Here is a 14,549-nt window from a genome sequence, read left to right on the forward strand (position 1 = left end):
CACGCGTCGGCCCGGCCGCCCCGAGCCGTCACTCGGTGACCTTGCGGAGGAAGGTCGCGAGGGCGGTCCGGACGCGTTCGATCCGCTCCGGCAGGGGCAGCGGCTCGGGCGCCGGAGGCCCGGCGTGCTTCTTCCCGCGCAGATACAGCGAGCAGGCCAGGTCGGAGCACAGGTACGTGCCCACGGAGTCGCCCTGTCGTCCGCTCGGACCGGCCTTGGGGGCGGTCATCAACGAGACGCCGCCGCCGAGGTGCGTGGTCAGGCAGAACGAGCACATGCTGTGCCGCACGCGCCCCATCTGGTGCTTCGCGGCCCGCAGCACCACCCCGACCGGCTTGCCGTCGGTCTCGGCGACCAGGTAGGCCCGCTGCGGCGCGGAGGGGTCCCGCCAGCCGAGGAAGTCGAGGTCGTCCCAGGGACGCATCGCGAGATCGTTGGGTACGGTCAGCCGCTTCGCCTCGCCTCGGCTGCAGTTGACGAAGGACGCGCGGATGACGGATTCGGTCAGGACCAACATAGGTAGTAGCCTAGCTCTCCTAGGCAACCGATTATTACGGCTAGGTTGGGAGAGTGCTGCATGGCACGTGCCGGGGTGACCGTCGAACGGCTGACGCTGGCCGGAGCCGAGCTGGCCGACGAGGTGGGGGTGGACAACGTGACGGTCGCCGCGCTCGCCCGCCGCTTCGGGGTGAAGGACGCGAGCCTGTACTTCCACCTCAAAAATGCACAGGACCTGCGGGTCCGCATCGCCCTGCTGGCGCTGGCGGAACTGGCCGACCGGGTGGGCGCCGCGCTCGCCGGCCGCGCCGGCAAGGACGCGCTGGTGGCGTTCGCCAACGCCTACCGGGACTACGCGACACAGCACCCGGGCCGGTACGCCGCCATGCAGATCGACCTGGACCCGGAGACTGCCGCGGCGAGCGCGGGCGTCCGACATGCCGAGATGACCCGGGCGATCCTGCGCGGCTACCGGCTCGCCGAGCCCGACCAGACCGACGCCGTCCGGATGATGCACAGCACGTTTCACGGGTTCGTCAGCCTGGAGCGGACCGGCGGCTTCCGGCACACCCCGCGGACGACGGACGACTCCTGGTCGCGCACCCTGGACGCCCTCGACGCGGTCCTGAGCAACTGGCCGTCACGCTGAGCTGCCCCACCGCGACGGCCTAGGCTCGGACACGTGGATCAACTGGAACTGGCCGACTGGCGGGAGCGCGTGGCCCGGCTGTACCTGTCCGACGTCGACCTCACCGGGTTCCGTGCCGGCCGCGACGACCTCTTCGCCACCCACCCGCAGAGCCCGATCCCCGCCGCGGAGCGGCCGGGCTTCTCCGGGGTGCGCTACTTCCCGCCCAACCCGGAGGCCGTGGTCGAGACGCCCCTGCGGCCGGCCAGCGGCGAGCTGCGGATCGACACCGGAGGCCCGGACGGGGTGGTCGCGTACCGGCGGGTGGCGGTGGCCGAGACGCCGTGGGGGCCATTGACCCTGTGGTGGATCGAGGCGTACGGCGGTGGGCTGTTCGTGCCGCTGCGCGACGGCACCTGCGGGCGGGAGACCTACGGGGGCGGCCGCTACCTCACCGACACGGTGAAGGGCACCTTCGGTCGAGGTGTCGAGCTGCTGCCCGGGGACCGGGTCCGGCTGGACGCCAACTACCTCTACAACCCGAGCTGCGCGTACGACGACCGCTGGGCGTGCCCCCTGGCGCCGCCGGAGAACCGGGTCGAGGTGGAGATCCGCGCCGGCGAGTTGACGTACCACGACTGAACGGCCGCCCCGGGCGTATCGCCGGAACGGCCGTTCGATCGTCGCTCAGCGGTTGGCGGCCGCGCCGGGCATCTGCATCCGACCCATCAGCTGTCGGGCCTGATCGGCGAGCTGCGCGTCGACGGTCACCGCGTACTGGCCGGCGCGTAGGGAGCTGGCCGAGGTGAAGTCCCGCTGCCCGCCCGTCATCGCGTGCGCGACCGCGCCGAACACGGCACCCCAGATCGCGCCGATGACCAGCCCGACCAGGATCACCGCCAGCCAGTTGCCGACGGTGAAGATGCCGAACAGCAGGCCGATGAAGAGTCCGAACCAGGCGCCGGTGCCGGCGCCGAGCAGTGCGGCTCGACCGGTGGTCATCCGCCCGAGCACCGTCTCCACCAGGGTGAGGTTGGTGCCGACGATTGCGGTGTGCTCCACCGGAAAGCGATTGTCGGCCAGATAGTCGACGACCCGCTGTGCGGCCGGATAGTCCGGGTACGAGCCGATCGTCACGGTCGGCGCGCCGGTCTCCGGCCCGTGGCCGTCACCGCCCGGCGTCGACAGGCGGCCGGCCGGCCCGGTTGGAAGCAGGTCGTCATCCTGTGTGCCGGGCCGCCATGCGGCGGTCGGCCCCGAAGCTGACGTCATGAGCATCCTCCCTCGTCAGCCATCCGGGTTCCCGCCCATGCCGAGCGGTAACGCCGGCCAGCGCGCGCAGTGCCGTCCCCGCGTGGGAGGAATGGGGACGGGCGGCCCGGGTAGCCAGGCGGGTGGAGAGCGGACAGATCAGCGACTACGGTTTCCTCGCCGACGGACGCAGCGCGGCGCTGGTGGACTCCTCGGGCTCGGTGAACTGGTGGTGCCCCGGACGGTTCGATGCCCCGTCGGTGTTCGGCCGGCTGCTCGACGACGGCGCTGGACACTGGTCGATCCGGCCGGAGGCCGATTTCACTGTCGAACGCTGCTACCTCGACAACACCCTCGTGCTGCGGACCGTCTTCCGCACCGCGCAGGGGGAGGTCGCGCTCACCGACGCGCTCGCCTTCGAGCCCGGCAGCCGTGGTCACGACATCGGGATGCGCTCACCGCAGGTGCTGGTCCGCAGCGTGCAGGGGCTCACCGGTGAGGTGCCGATGCGGGTGCACTACCGGCCGCGCTTCGAGTACGGGCGCACCATCGCGTACCTGGTCGAGCGCGCGGACATGCTCGAGGCCATCGCTGGGGCCGCGCGGCTCACGTTCCGCAGCAGCGTGCGGTTGACGTGCGGCGAGGACGGCGATGCCACGGCGTCGTTCACCGTCCGCGCCGGCACGACCCACAACTTCACTCTCGGGTACGCCCCGACCTACGACGCCCCCCTGCCGGAGGTGCCGGACGCCGACCAGACGATCGCCGACACCGTCGCCGGTTGGCAGTCCTGGGCTGACGAGCACCACTACGAGGGCCTCTACGCCGAGGAGGTGCGGCGCAGTGGGATGGTGGTGCAGGGCATGACGTACCGGCCCAGCGGCGCGGTGGTGGCCTCGGTGACCACCTCGTTGCCGGAGGAACTCGGCGGGGACCGCAACTACGACTACCGCTACGTCTGGGTGCGCGACTTCAGCCACACCCTGCGGGCACTGTGGCGGTCGGCGTGCTTCGACGAGGTGCGGCGACAGTTCGCCTGGTTGGGTCGGGCGATGGGCCGGATCGACGACCAGCCGGTGCCCATCATGTACGGGGTGCTGGGGGAGCGGGACCTCACCGAACACCGGCTGGACCAGCTCGGCGGATACCGCGACAGCCCGCCGGTGGTGACCGGTAACGACGCGTGGCGGCAGCGGCAGAACGACATCTACGGCGCGGCCATGGACGCCGCCTGGCTGATGCGGGACCAGTTGGAGCCGTTCGACCCGGAGGTCTACCACCTGCTCCGGGTGCTCGCCGACCAGGCCGAGCAGGACTGGCGACAGCCGGACGCGGGGATGTGGGAGGAGCGTGGAGTCCAACACCACCACGTGTCCTCGAAGGTGGAGTGCTGGGTCGCACTGGACCGGGCGGTCCGCTTCGGTGACCAGCTCGGCGAGCCGCAGGACCTGGCCCGCTGGACGGCGGCCCGGGACGAGGTGCGCGCGGCGGTCCTCACCCGGGGGTGGAGCGACCGACTCCAGTCGTACACCGGGATCTTCGACTCCGACGAGCTGGACGCGTCGGTGCTGGTGATGCCGCTCGTTGGTTTCCTGCGGGCCGACGACCCGCGGATGCGCTCGACGGTCCGCGCGGTGGAACGGGGCCTGTCGCACGACGGCCTGCTGCGGCGCTGGGACGGCGACCCGGCGGGCTTCGTCATCTGTTCGTTCTGGCTGGTGAGTTGCCTGGCGTTGGCCGGCGAGCGGGACCGGGCGCACGAGTTGTTCCGCGAGCTGGCTGGTCGGGTCAACGACCTGGGCCTGTTCGCCGAGCAGATCAATCAACAGACCGGGGAGCAGTTGGGCAACTTCCCGCAGGCGTTCTCGCACATCGGCCTGATCAATGCCGCCGGAGTGCTCACGGACGTCGAGCGGAACCCGACGTTGCGCGAGTGCGGGATGCCCCCGGCGTACTTCACTCCGACGCGTGCCTGAACCGGGCGGGTCGTCGGGGCGCGGGGGAGAATGGCCGGATGCGGTTGGTGCTCACGGCGGACACCCACGTACCGAAGCGGGCCCGGGACCTGCCCGACCCGCTCTGGGCGGCGATCGAGGCCGCGGACGTGGTGGTGCACGCCGGTGACTGGGTGGACGAGGCGCTGCTCGACGCGATGACCGCGCGGTCGCGCCGGCTGGTCGGGGTGTACGGCAACAACGACGGGCCGGCCTTGCGCGCCCGGCTGCCGGAGGTGGCCCGGGTCGAACTCGACGGCCTGCGCGTCGCCGTGGTGCACGAGACCGGGCCACGGACCGCTCGGGAGGAGCGGTGTGCGGCCCGGTTTCCCGATGTCGACGTGCTGGTCTTCGGGCACTCGCACATCCCGTGGGACACCGAGGCGCCCGGTGGTCTGCGCCTGCTCAACCCCGGCTCGCCCACCGACCGGCGCTCCCAACCCCACGCCACCTACCTCACGGCCGAGGTGCGCGGGGGCAGCCTGACCGAGGTGCGCCTGCACGCCCTGCCCCGCCCCTGACCGCCCCCGCAACCCGGGGTTACTGGCCTCGGCCGGTCTTGGCCTGGAGCTCGTCGATGCGCTTGGAGGCCTCGGCCTTGGTCAGGTCGTCCGGGAGATCCGCGTGGGCCTCCCGGGCCAGCGTGCCCAGGTAGGACTCCTGGGCGGCGGTCGGCGGCTCGTCACCGGTGACCCACTCGTCCGGGTCCTTGATCGCGGCGTTCTGGTCGGCCGGCTCGGTGCGGCGGTCCGTCATCATCATCACCCTCTCTTCGAACAGTTGTGCCAGTACCCAGGTCATCGGTGGTTCATGCCCGAACACCGCCACCTACGATCATCGGATGAGCGTGGACCGGTCGGGTGTGGTGGTGGTCGGGGCGGGCATCGCCGGGGTGGCCTGTGCGGTGGAGTTGACCCGGGCCGGGGTACCGGTGCGGGTCCGGGAGCGAGGGCACGTCTGCGGTGGCCGGATGGCCAGCAAACGCTTCGAGGGCCGACCCGCGGACATCGGGGCGGCGTACTTCACCGCCACCGACCCGGACTTCGTCGCCGTCACCGAGCAGTGGCGCGCCGCCGGTCTGGTCCGGGAGTGGACCGACACCTTCCAGGCGTACGACGAGAACGGGCGCCACGACGTGCCCGGCCCGATGCGCTTCGCCGCCCCGCGTGGGCTGCGTTCGCTTGTCGAACACCTGGCCAGCGAGGTGGCGGTGACCGTCGACCGGCTGGTGCTCGGCGTGGAGCCCGGCCCGTCCGTGGACGGCGAACCGTGCGCGGCGGTCGCGCTGGCCATGCCCGGTCCGCAGGCCGCCCTGCTCCTCGACCCGGCGCTGGCCGACGCCACCCGGGCCGTGCAGGCACAACGATGGTCGCCGTCCCTGGCCGTGGTGCTGCGCTTCCCGACCCGGCGCTGGCCGGACTTCCGTGGCGCGTTCGTCAACGGCCATCCCGTCGTCAATCTCGTCTGCGACGACGGCGACCGGCGCGGTGACGGCGCTCCGGTGCTCGTCGCGCACACGGTGCCGGAATTCGCGGCCGGACACCTGGCCCAGCCCACCGGTGCCGGCCCGGCGGTCGAGCAGGCCGTCCGGGACCTGTTGGGGTTGCCCGAGCATGCCGTCGACGTGCGGGTGCACCGCTGGACGTACGCGAAGCCTGCAAGCGGTGCCACCGGTGCCACCCACCACCTGGATGCGGACGGGATCGGCCTGGCCGGCGACGCGTTCGGCAAACCTCGGGTGCAGAGCGCCTGGCGCTCCGGTCGAGACCTGGGCCGCGCCATCGCCGCCCGCCTGGCCTGACCGGGCGTAGGGCTGGCCGGTCTGACCTGTTCGTTCAGGAGTGGCCGGCTGCGGCGACCGGCCGGGCGTCGGCGTCCCGCTCGGCCGGGTCGGAGGTGCGTTCGCCCTCCCGGTCGAGCAGCTGCATGACCGGGGTCGCCGTGATGCCGTGCACCACCACGGACACGAGCACCACCAGCCCGACGGTCGCCCACAGCAGCTCGGCCTGCGGGAAGTCCGCCTTCGTGGTGGCGTACGCGAGGTAGTAGAACGAGCCGACACCGCGGATGCCGAACAACGAGATCACCCAGTGCTCGGCCGGTCGCCCCGGTGCGCCCCGCAACGACAACCAGCCGAACAGTGGCCGGATCAGGAACACCAGCGCCAACCCGACGGCGGCCGCCGGCCAGGTCAGCGGCGCCAGCAGGCCACCCACGATCGCGCCGCCGAGCAGCAGCAACAGCACCAGGGTGAGCAGCCGTTCGACCTGCTCGGCGAAGTCGTGCAGCACCGAGTGGAACTGGTGGGTCCGCTCGGCGGCCCGGATGGCCCGCGCGGCCACGAACACCGCCAGGAAGCCGTACCCGCCGACGACCTCGACCAGCCCGTACGCCAGGAACGTGGCGGCCAGCGCCAGGAAGCCCTCGGCGTGCCGGGCCAGCCGCAGCTCACTGGGCGCGCGGAAGAACAGCTTGCCGAGCAGCCAGCCGATCAGCAGCCCACCGCCGACCCCGATACCCACCTTCCAGAGGACGTCCACGGTGAACCACTCGGCCATCCAGTCGCCCGGGGCGAGGCTGGTCGAGGCGATGGCGATGGCGGCGTAGACGAACGGGAACGCCAGCCCGTCGTTGAGGCCGGCTTCCGAGGTCAACGCGAAGCGGACCTCGTCCTCGGAGTCCTCCACGTCCGTCGGCTCGCCGACCTGCACGTCGGCGGCGAGCACGGGATCGGTCGGGGCCAGCGCGGCGCCCAACAACAGGGCGGCGGCCGGCACCAGGCCCGCCCACCACCAGCCGAGCAGGGCCACCGCCGCGATGCACAGGGGCATGGCGATCGCCAGCAGCCGCCAGGTGGACGACCACCGCTGCCAACTCAACGGTCGGTCGATCTTGAGCCCGGCGCCCATCAGCGCGACGATCACGCCGATCTCGGTGAGGTGGGTGGTCAGCTCCGGGTGGGCCAGCGGGTCCGGTGTCGGCAGCCCGACCGGCAGCAGGAACACCAGCATGCCGAGGGCGAGGAAGGCGATCGGCATGGACAGCGGACGCTGCTCCAGCACCCGGGGCAGGATGCCCGCGAGCAGAGCGCCCAGGCCCACAAGCGCGAACGCCACGTCTACCGGCTCCACGGCACCACCTTTCGCCCGCACCCGCGGGGCGCGGGCAGGTGGTGACAGACCTTGCCCCGCAACGGCACCGGCTATGCGCGTACGTGCCGGTGAACCCGAGTGATCCTCAGCGCGGTCGGGTCAGCGGCGAGTCCGCCAGTTCGTCGAGCAGCGCGGCCGGGTCGTCGTACACCGCCACCGCGCCGGCGCCGGCGAGCTCGCCGCGGCTGGTGCCGCCGCAGGTCAACCCGACGCACGGAATGCTCAGCTTGCCGGCCGCGACGACGTCCCACACCGAGTCGCCGACGAAGACCACCCGCTCGGCGGCCAACCCGGCCTGCTCCAGCGCGGCGACCAGGATGTCCGGGGCCGGCTTGCTCTGCTGGGCGTCCGCCGAGGAGGTGACCGTGTCGATCACGTCGTCGGCGGCCAGCGCCCGGCGCAACGCGCCCACCTCGGGCTCCGAGGCGGAGGTGGCGAGCACCACCCGCAGTCCGCGCTCGGCGCAGGCGCGCAGCAGGTCCGCGGCCCGGGGCAGCGGGGTGAGGCGATCCCAGTACTCGCCGTACAGGGTGTCGTGTGCGTCGCGCAGCCTCGCGTCGGCGTCCCGGTCCCGCTCGGGGCCGAGCAGGTGATCGAGGAGCTTGTCCGAACCCATCCCGATCGAGCGGTGCACCACCGCCATCGGCACCGGCTGGTCGGTCTGGCGCAACGCCTCCCACCAACTCACGGTGTGCAGGTACGTGGTGTCCACCAGGGTCCCGTCGACGTCGAAGAGGACTCCGGCCGGCTGGTCGCTACGCATGGCGCCCTCCTACCCGTCGGGCGGCTCAGGGATGCGCGGTCGGCGGCGTCAGAATCTCGAACCAGACCGTGGAGCCGCGGACCGACGGGTCGGTGCCCCAGGCGTCGCTGAGCTCCTCGATCAGGCCCAGGCCACGCCCACGACTGCTCAACGTGTCGGTGCGGGTCCGGGTCACGGTGCCCCGGGTGCCGGAGTCGGCGACCGAGACCAGGAGACGCTCGGGGCTGAGGTCGATCTCCACCCGGGCGGCGGTGCCGGCGTGCAGCAACGCGTTGGTGGTCAGTTCGCTGGTGCACAGCACCGCCGCCCCGATCACCGACTCGGCCACCTGCCACTCGGTGAGCTGACCGGTCATCCAGTGCCGCACGCGGCTGGGGGCGGTCGGCTCCGCGGGCACCTCCATGCTCGCCGAGCGGCTCGGCTTGAGCGCGTGCTCGACCGCCAGCACGGCCACGTCGTCCTCGGTGCCGCCGGGCACCGCCGCCGTGGCCACGGCGCAGAGGGCACGGGGGTCGCCACTGCCGGCCTTCGCGACGGCGTCGCTCAGGGTGGCCAGCCCGGCGGTGAGGCTCTGCCGACGACGCTCCACCACGCCGTCGCTGAACAGCAGCAGGGTGTCACCGGGACGGAACGTGACAGTCGTGGTGCCGGGCCGGCTGCCCAGACCCAGCGGGGGGCCGGCCGGCACGTCGACGTACTCGGCGTAGCTGCGGCCCGTCGGGTCGCTGCGGCGGATCAGCGGCGCGGGGTGCCCGGCGCTGGCCAGGGTCAGCTCCCGCCGCTCCGTGTCGATGACCCCGAACGCCACGGTGACGAACAGCTCGTGGGTGCTGGCCTCCGCGCCCAGGCTGGTGACCAGCCGGTCCAGCCCGGCCAGCACCGCGTCGGGCGCCGGATCGGTCAGGGCGAGCGCGCGCAGCGCGGCCCGGACCTGTCCCATCCGCGCGGCGGCCTGCACGTCGTGACCCGCCACGTCGCCCAGCACCACGCCGAGCGCGCCGCCGGGCAGGAGGAACGCGTCGTAGAAGTCACCGCCGGCGGCGTTGCCGTCCACCCCCGGGTCGTAGCGGGCCGCCACCCGCAACCGGGGCAGGTCCGGCAGGTGCTCCGGCAACATGCTGCGTTGCAACAACTGGGCCGTGCCGTGCTGGGTCTCGAACCGGCGGGCACGCTCTGCGGCCTGGCCGATCAGCTCGACCGAGGCGGCCAGCAGCGCCCGCTCGGCGGGCGACCAGGTGTGCGGCACCTGATAGCCGACCGCGAGCCCGCCGCGCACCACCGAGGTGCCCAGGGGCAGAGCCGCCATCGAGCGGATCTTCTGGTCGTGGCGATCCACCGCGATCTCCCGCAGCGGCTGCCCGTCGCGGACGAAGTACGGGCCGGCGGAGCGGGCCGCCTGCACCACCGGGGCCGACCAGTCCGCCGGGGCGCGCCGCCAGAGCGGAGGAAGCCGCTCGTCGGCCTCGTCCAGCAACTCGCCACGGACCCGGCGCACCATGCGCCAACCGCCGCCGCCCTCGTCGACCGCGAACGAGGCCTGGTCCGGGTCGAACGTGGTGATCGCGTACCGCAGCGCCACCCGGGCCACGTCGTCGAGGGTGAGCGTGCCGGCGAGCGCCGCGGCCACCTCGCTGAGGCTCTGCAACTGCTCGGTGACGTGGGTGGTCTCGGCCGCGACAGTCAACGTGCCGACGATCTTGCCGGTGCTGTCCCGCACCGGTGAGTAACCCCGGGTGAAGACCGCCTGCTCCACCGTCGCGGAGTGCCCCCGCACCAGCGGCAGGGTGGACTCCTTCTCCAGGAACGGCTCGCCCTGCCGGTAGGTGCGCTCGAACACCTGACCGACGCCGGGCAGCGCCCAGATCTCGGCGAACACCTCGGCGGCCGGGCGGCCGAGGGCGCTCGGGTGTTTGGTGCCCAGCAGTTCGGCGTAGCCGGCGTTGTAGAGCAGGACGAGGTCGTCTCCGTACGCCAGGGCCATCGGCATCGGCGAGGCGAGGATCAGCTCGATCACCGCCCGCACCGCGACGTCCCAGCCCTCGGGTGGACCCAGCGGGGTGCCGGCCCAGTCGTGGGCGAGCACGGCAGCGGCCGTACCGGCGCCGGTGGACGTACCCGGGACCGGAGTTGCTGGCGTGGGGACTCGCCCGACCGTTCCTGGCATGTTCGCAGCCTAGTCGGCCCGTCGGAAAAGGCATCCGATCATGGCGGCGGGGCGTCGCCGCGACCGTCGCACAGCCCATTTGGGCAGTTCACGACCCCTGCTCGTCGGCCGGCCGGGAAAAACGCGGCGCGTTGCGCGGACTGCCGGACCGGTAGCCGGGTAAGCGCCCGGCGCAGTCCATGCGACAGGAGGGACATCATGCTGAAAACCCTCGCGGTTCGGCAGGCCGACATCGGCGATGCCATCGCCGACACCTGGAGGTCGGTGCTGCTCTTCATCCCGAAGGCAGTGGCCTTCATCGTCATCCTGGTGGTCGGCTGGCTCATCGCCAGAGCCGTCCTCAAGATCGTGGATACGGTGCTGGAACGGGTGCACTTCGACCAGGCGGTCGAACGTGGCGGTATCAAACGGGCCCTGGAGAGAACGAAGTACGACGCCTCCGACATTCTGGCCAGACTGGCGTACTACGCCGTACTGCTGTTCACGCTGCAGTTCGCGTTCGGAGTCTGGGGACCCAACGCGATCAGTGACCTGATCAGTGGCGTGGTGTCCTGGCTGCCGCGGGCGTTCGTCGCGATCGTCATCGTGGTGGTGGCGGCTGCGATCGCCAACGCCGTCCGGGATCTGGTCACCGGGGCGCTGGGCGGTCTGTCGTACGGCAAGGTCCTGGCCGACCTCACGGCGATCTTCATCATCGCGCTCGGCGTGATCGCCGCACTGAACCAGGTGGGTATCGCCACCACGGTGACGACCCCGGTGCTGATCGCGGTGCTCGCCACGGTGGCCGGCATCCTGATCGTCGGTGTCGGTGGTGGTCTCGTGAAGCCGATGCAGAACCGCTGGGACGGCTGGCTGGACCGGGCCGCCCGGGAAGCTCGGGCGGTGCAGCAGCAGCGTCAGGCCAACGCGGCCGGGCGCAGCGACGTGGAGCGGCAGATGGCCGACCGCGGGGGCGACCGTACCCAGGCGATGCCTCGGGTGGACGAGGAAGCTCCGCAGTACCGCTCGTAGCGAGGCGGAACGGCACGGCAGGTGGGGAGGGTGCTCCGCGCAGCGATGCGCGGGGTGCCCTCCCCGCGCCCGTCAGGCGCCGTCGAGCGGGCGGGCCAGCGCGCAGACCGCGAGCAGCCGGGTGAGCAGCCACTCCGGGTGACTCCAGTCCACCGGCCCGTCCGGCGGGACCCACCCGTGCTCCAGCGCGGCGGCGCGGACGCCCTCGGCGTAGCCGGCGAGGGCCGCGGCGGTCAGCGGCTGGCGGTCACCGTCGAGGCTGTCCCGCACGGCAGCCGCGTGCTGGTCGACGAGGGCCAACAGCCCCGGTCGCGCGGCGGCGGCCGCGAGCCCGACGGTGCCGAGGGACACGGTGAGGGCGGCCAGGGTGGACCGCGCCGAGTCGACGGCGGTACGGGTGGCGACCCGGTTGAACGGCACACGCATGGTGACCGAGGCTAACCGACGGGTGACGGTGTCGCCGTCGGCCACTCGGCGGATGTCGGCTGCGCCACTGGCCGTTCGGGGCTGACCGCGGGGGTCGATCCGCACAGACGGGCCAACGGGAGAAGCGCGGGCGTTGCAGGGCAGGAAGGCAGGCAGCGGGACAGCGGCCGGACGACCGGCCGGGCAGCCTGGGTCAGTCGCTCGTCGCGTCGGCCGGACGCCGCCGCGCCGCGTCGTCGGCGATGATCACGGTCGCCACCATCAGCGCGACGCAGAGGCTGAACAGCCACGAGTCGTCGGCGACCAGCCGGGCGGACACGGGTGCCTGCAGGGCGGCGAGCAGGAAGCCGAGCCAGGCGAGCCGGCGCTGACGCGACGAGAGGATTCCGGAGCCTTGATGCATTCCGAAATTCTTACGCGAGTCAGTCCGTTTGCCGTCCTCCGATCGGCCGATTCTGGATGAGCTGTCCGTTTTCTCGACCGTCCGGACACGACTTCTTTGCGCGGCGGGCGATCGGGCGCCGATGGCGCTAAAGTGCCCCTGCGGCAGGATGGTGTCCCGTGTCCACCCCGCCCGTCCGCCCCCGCGCCGCCCTGCTCCTGCTGGCCTACCTCGCGTTCGTCAGCCTCGGCCTGCCCGACGGCCTGCTCGGTGTCGCCTGGCCCTCGATCCGGGACGACTTCGACGTACCGACCGAGGCCGTCGGTCTGGTGCTCACCGCGGGCACCGTCGGCTATCTGGCCTCCAGCGTGCTGGCCGGGTTCACGCTGGCCCGGGTCGGCGTGGGCGCGCTGCTCGCCGCCAGCACCCTGCTGGCCAGCCTGGCCCTGAGCGGCTACGTCCTGAGCCCGGTGCTGGCCGTGCTGGTGGGCTGTGCGCTGCTGGTCGGGCTCGGGTCCGGCGCGGTCGACTCCGGGCTCAACGCGTACGCCGCCGGGGCCTTCGGGCCGCGCCACATGAACTGGTTGCACGCCTTCTTCGGCCTGGGCGTGGCGATCGGTCCGCTGATCATGACGGGTGCGCTGAGCGCCGGACTGTCCTGGCGCTGGGGGTACGGCATCGTGGCCGCCGCCCAGTTCGCCCTCGCCATCGCGTTCGCGCTCACCGTGCGGGCCTGGCGACGCGGCAGCCCGGCCGCCGACGAGGCCGCCACCGCGGGGGCCGCGTCCGCCGTGGCCGTCCGGGTTCCGATCCGGGCGACCCTGCGGCTGCCGGCGGTGTGGTCCGGCACGCTCGCCTTCGCGCTGTACGTCGCCATCGAGGTGTCCGCCGGCCTGTGGGCGTTCCTGCTGCTGACCGAGGGTCGGGGCCTGAGCGCGGCGGTGGCCGGCGGCTGCGTCTCCGCGTACTGGGGGAGCCTCTTCGTCGGCCGGGTCGTGCAGGGCGTGGTGGCCGAGCGCCTGGGGGCCACGCTGGTGTTGCGCGTCAGTCTCGTCGGAATGGCCGTGGGCGCGGGGCTGATCGCCGCCCCCGGGCCGGCCGCGCTGGCGGTGCTCGGCCTGGTCGTGGTGGGGTTCGCCGCCGCGCCGGTGTTTCCCCTGCTCACCCTCACCACCGCCGACCGGGTCGGCGCGGCCCACGCGGACCGGGCCATCGGCCTGCAGATCGGTGCCTCCGGCATCGGCGCGGCGCTCGCCCCGGCCGGACTGGGTGTGTTGATCGGCCACACGTCGGTGCAGGTGCTGGGCTCGGCCCTGGTGGTGCTCGCGCTGGCGTTGATCGCACTCTACGAGTGGGGCGCCCGTGGCTCGACCGGCCGGCCCGTGCCGGCTCGACCCGGCGGGGAGGGTCAGACGTCCGGACCGGTCCGGCCGGTGGTGGAGGGACGGTAGGGGCGTTCCGGGTCGGTCGCCTCCCGGCTGTTGCCCCGGGCCTGCCCGTCCCGGTCCGCGGCGGCCGGCCCGTGCCCGAACGCGGCTTCCTCGCCGGCGTCGTTGCCGGTCACGTCGTCGGCCTGTCCGTCGAGGCTGGAGCCCGACACCGCCTTCTCCAGCTCCTCCAGTGGAAGCCGTTCCTCGTCCCGCCACACCCTGATGTTGTCGTCGGTCATGTCTTCAGCCGTACCCGGGCGCGATGATCGCAAACGGGCGGCAAGGCTCGGACACGGCGATGGCCGCCGGGATTCCGGCGGCCATCGGGTGTCGTGCGGGCGGGGATCACGGCTGCGGACGGTCCACCGCGCCGCGCCAGGCACCGGTCTCCTGACCGCGCCGCTCGATGTAGGTCTTGAACCGCTCCAGGTCGCCCTTGGCACGCCGGTCGACGATGCCGAGCTTGTCGCCGGCCTGCTCGACCACGCCGTGCGGCTCGAACTCGAGCTGGAGGGTGACCCTCGTCTTGTCCGCGTCGAGCCGGTGGAAGGTCACCACGCCGGCCTGCTGGGTGCCGCCGGTCGAACGCCAGGCGACCCGCTCGTCGGGGAGCTGTTCGGTGATCTCGGCGTCGAACTCGCGCTTCACCCCGGCGATGTCCACGGTCCAGTGGGTCATCGTGTCGGAGAGCTGCCGGACCTCCGACACGCCCTCCATGAACTGGGGGAACTCCTCGAACTGCGTCCACTGGTCGTACGCGGTGCGTACGGGCACGGAGACGTCCACATGTTCGGTCACGCCACTCATCAGAGAACCTCCTTCAGTCGCTGGTGGTCATCGGGTCGGGGGA

17 protein-coding genes are annotated in these 14,549 nt (G+C 72.5%); 7 read left to right on the top strand and 10 right to left on the bottom strand.

All coding sequences use genetic code 11. The features are described 5' to 3' along the window. Positions 1-28: 28 nt before the first annotated feature. Entirely contained in the window at positions 29-517 is a 489-nt protein-coding gene (locus AB0C25_RS19935; protein ID WP_357375138.1) for an FBP domain-containing protein, read from the bottom strand. Between the two features lie 60 nt (positions 518-577). Here AB0C25_RS19935 and AB0C25_RS19940 point away from each other — a divergent pair, with 60 nt between their 5' ends. Both AB0C25_RS19940 and AB0C25_RS19945 read left to right on the top strand, forming a co-directional pair. Beyond that, positions 578-1,147 carry a TetR/AcrR family transcriptional regulator gene (locus AB0C25_RS19940; RefSeq protein ID WP_357375140.1) on the top strand — a complete coding sequence of 190 codons (570 nt, stop codon included), beginning with the start codon at positions 578-580 and terminating at the stop codon, positions 1,145-1,147. A gap of 33 nt (positions 1,148-1,180) precedes the next feature. Continuing rightward, complete coding sequence (locus tag AB0C25_RS19945) at positions 1,181-1,768, top strand: DUF1684 domain-containing protein (RefSeq protein WP_357375142.1); 588 nt, start codon at positions 1,181-1,183, stop codon at positions 1,766-1,768. 45 nt (positions 1,769-1,813) lie between these two features. Here the strand turns inward: AB0C25_RS19945 and AB0C25_RS19950 are convergent, their stop codons facing one another. Then, positions 1,814-2,398 (bottom strand): general stress protein, encoded by a 585-nt coding sequence (locus AB0C25_RS19950; RefSeq protein ID WP_357375144.1) that lies wholly within the window; start codon positions 2,396-2,398, stop codon positions 1,814-1,816. A gap of 122 nt (positions 2,399-2,520) precedes the next feature. Between AB0C25_RS19950 and AB0C25_RS19955 the strand changes: the two genes are divergently transcribed. Then, positions 2,521-4,353: a glycoside hydrolase family 15 protein gene (locus tag AB0C25_RS19955; protein ID WP_357375146.1), complete on the top strand. Its 1,833-nt coding sequence runs from the start codon at positions 2,521-2,523 to the stop codon at positions 4,351-4,353. A 38-nt stretch (positions 4,354-4,391) separates the two neighbouring features. Further along, a complete protein-coding gene (locus tag AB0C25_RS19960; protein ID WP_357375148.1) occupies positions 4,392-4,892 on the top strand; it encodes a metallophosphoesterase in 501 nt (166 codons plus the stop codon). 19 nt (positions 4,893-4,911) lie between these two features. On the opposite strand, the gene AB0C25_RS19965 is transcribed toward AB0C25_RS19960, so the two are convergent. Continuing rightward, complete coding sequence (locus AB0C25_RS19965; RefSeq protein ID WP_357375556.1) at positions 4,912-5,127, bottom strand: DUF3072 domain-containing protein; 216 nt, start codon at positions 5,125-5,127, stop codon at positions 4,912-4,914. A gap of 85 nt (positions 5,128-5,212) precedes the next feature. Here AB0C25_RS19965 and AB0C25_RS19970 point away from each other — a divergent pair, with 85 nt between their 5' ends. Further along, positions 5,213-6,172, top strand: a complete 960-nt coding sequence (locus AB0C25_RS19970) for an FAD-dependent oxidoreductase (protein ID WP_357375150.1) — start codon at positions 5,213-5,215, stop codon at positions 6,170-6,172. A 34-nt stretch (positions 6,173-6,206) separates the two neighbouring features. Here the strand turns inward: AB0C25_RS19970 and AB0C25_RS19975 are convergent, their stop codons facing one another. The 3 genes from AB0C25_RS19975 to AB0C25_RS19985 form a co-directional block, all read right to left on the bottom strand. Next, positions 6,207-7,502 carry a cation:proton antiporter gene (locus AB0C25_RS19975; RefSeq protein ID WP_357375152.1) on the bottom strand — a complete coding sequence of 432 codons (1,296 nt, stop codon included), beginning with the start codon at positions 7,500-7,502 and terminating at the stop codon, positions 6,207-6,209. Between the two features lie 106 nt (positions 7,503-7,608). Further along, positions 7,609-8,286 carry an HAD family hydrolase gene (locus AB0C25_RS19980; protein ID WP_357375154.1) on the bottom strand — a complete coding sequence of 226 codons (678 nt, stop codon included), beginning with the start codon at positions 8,284-8,286 and terminating at the stop codon, positions 7,609-7,611. A gap of 25 nt (positions 8,287-8,311) precedes the next feature. Further along, positions 8,312-10,450 (bottom strand): SpoIIE family protein phosphatase, encoded by a 2,139-nt coding sequence (locus AB0C25_RS19985; RefSeq protein ID WP_357375156.1) that lies wholly within the window; start codon positions 10,448-10,450, stop codon positions 8,312-8,314. Positions 10,451-10,648: 198 nt separating this feature from the next. On the opposite strand from AB0C25_RS19985, the gene AB0C25_RS19990 reads away from it, so the two are divergent. Beyond that, the gene (locus AB0C25_RS19990) at positions 10,649-11,461 is read left to right on the top strand and encodes a hypothetical protein (RefSeq protein WP_357375158.1); all 813 of its coding nucleotides are present in this window, start codon (positions 10,649-10,651) and stop codon (positions 11,459-11,461) included. Between the two features lie 72 nt (positions 11,462-11,533). On the opposite strand, the gene AB0C25_RS19995 is transcribed toward AB0C25_RS19990, so the two are convergent. Next, on the bottom strand, positions 11,534-11,887 hold the full coding sequence (locus tag AB0C25_RS19995) for a DUF6401 family natural product biosynthesis protein (protein WP_357375160.1): 354 nt from the start codon (positions 11,885-11,887) through the stop codon (positions 11,534-11,536). Between the two features lie 193 nt (positions 11,888-12,080). After that, complete coding sequence (locus tag AB0C25_RS20000) at positions 12,081-12,290, bottom strand: hypothetical protein (RefSeq protein ID WP_357375162.1); 210 nt, start codon at positions 12,288-12,290, stop codon at positions 12,081-12,083. Positions 12,291-12,448: 158 nt separating this feature from the next. On the opposite strand from AB0C25_RS20000, the gene AB0C25_RS20005 reads away from it, so the two are divergent. Continuing rightward, complete coding sequence (locus AB0C25_RS20005) at positions 12,449-13,720, top strand: MFS transporter (RefSeq protein WP_357375164.1); 1,272 nt, start codon at positions 12,449-12,451, stop codon at positions 13,718-13,720. On the opposite strand, the gene AB0C25_RS20010 is transcribed toward AB0C25_RS20005, so the two are convergent. Then, positions 13,678-13,938, bottom strand: coding sequence for a hypothetical protein (locus tag AB0C25_RS20010; RefSeq protein ID WP_357375166.1), 261 nt, complete (start codon positions 13,936-13,938; stop codon positions 13,678-13,680). The two genes, AB0C25_RS20005 and AB0C25_RS20010, sit on opposite strands and share 43 nt — an antisense overlap. Positions 13,939-14,044: 106 nt before the next feature. Continuing rightward, positions 14,045-14,506: an SRPBCC family protein gene (locus AB0C25_RS20015; RefSeq protein ID WP_357375168.1), complete on the bottom strand. Its 462-nt coding sequence runs from the start codon at positions 14,504-14,506 to the stop codon at positions 14,045-14,047. Between the last annotated feature and the right edge of the window lie 43 nt (positions 14,507-14,549).

The organism is Micromonospora sp. NPDC048839, assembly GCF_040649915.1.
GTDB lineage: Bacteria > Actinomycetota > Actinomycetes > Mycobacteriales > Micromonosporaceae > Micromonospora.

Coding starts and splice junctions, on each gene's coding strand:
- AB0C25_RS20000 (WP_357375162.1), bottom strand. CDS start 12,290: ATGCATCAAGGCTCCGGAATCCTCTCGTCGCGTCAGCGCCGGCTCGCC.
- AB0C25_RS19935 (WP_357375138.1), bottom strand. CDS start 517: ATGTTGGTCCTGACCGAATCCGTCATCCGCGCGTCCTTCGTCAACTGC.
- AB0C25_RS19960 (WP_357375148.1), top strand. CDS start 4,392: ATGCGGTTGGTGCTCACGGCGGACACCCACGTACCGAAGCGGGCCCGG.
- AB0C25_RS19990 (WP_357375158.1), top strand. CDS start 10,649: ATGCTGAAAACCCTCGCGGTTCGGCAGGCCGACATCGGCGATGCCATC.
- AB0C25_RS19940 (WP_357375140.1), top strand. CDS start 578: ATGGCACGTGCCGGGGTGACCGTCGAACGGCTGACGCTGGCCGGAGCC.
- AB0C25_RS20015 (WP_357375168.1), bottom strand. CDS start 14,506: ATGAGTGGCGTGACCGAACATGTGGACGTCTCCGTGCCCGTACGCACC.
- AB0C25_RS20010 (WP_357375166.1), bottom strand. CDS start 13,938: ATGACCGACGACAACATCAGGGTGTGGCGGGACGAGGAACGGCTTCCA.
- AB0C25_RS19980 (WP_357375154.1), bottom strand. CDS start 8,286: ATGCGTAGCGACCAGCCGGCCGGAGTCCTCTTCGACGTCGACGGGACC.
- AB0C25_RS19950 (WP_357375144.1), bottom strand. CDS start 2,398: ATGACGTCAGCTTCGGGGCCGACCGCCGCATGGCGGCCCGGCACACAG.
- AB0C25_RS19985 (WP_357375156.1), bottom strand. CDS start 10,450: ATGCCAGGAACGGTCGGGCGAGTCCCCACGCCAGCAACTCCGGTCCCG.
- AB0C25_RS19965 (WP_357375556.1), bottom strand. CDS start 5,127: ATGACGGACCGCCGCACCGAGCCGGCCGACCAGAACGCCGCGATCAAG.
- AB0C25_RS19995 (WP_357375160.1), bottom strand. CDS start 11,887: ATGCGTGTGCCGTTCAACCGGGTCGCCACCCGTACCGCCGTCGACTCG.
- AB0C25_RS19970 (WP_357375150.1), top strand. CDS start 5,213: ATGAGCGTGGACCGGTCGGGTGTGGTGGTGGTCGGGGCGGGCATCGCC.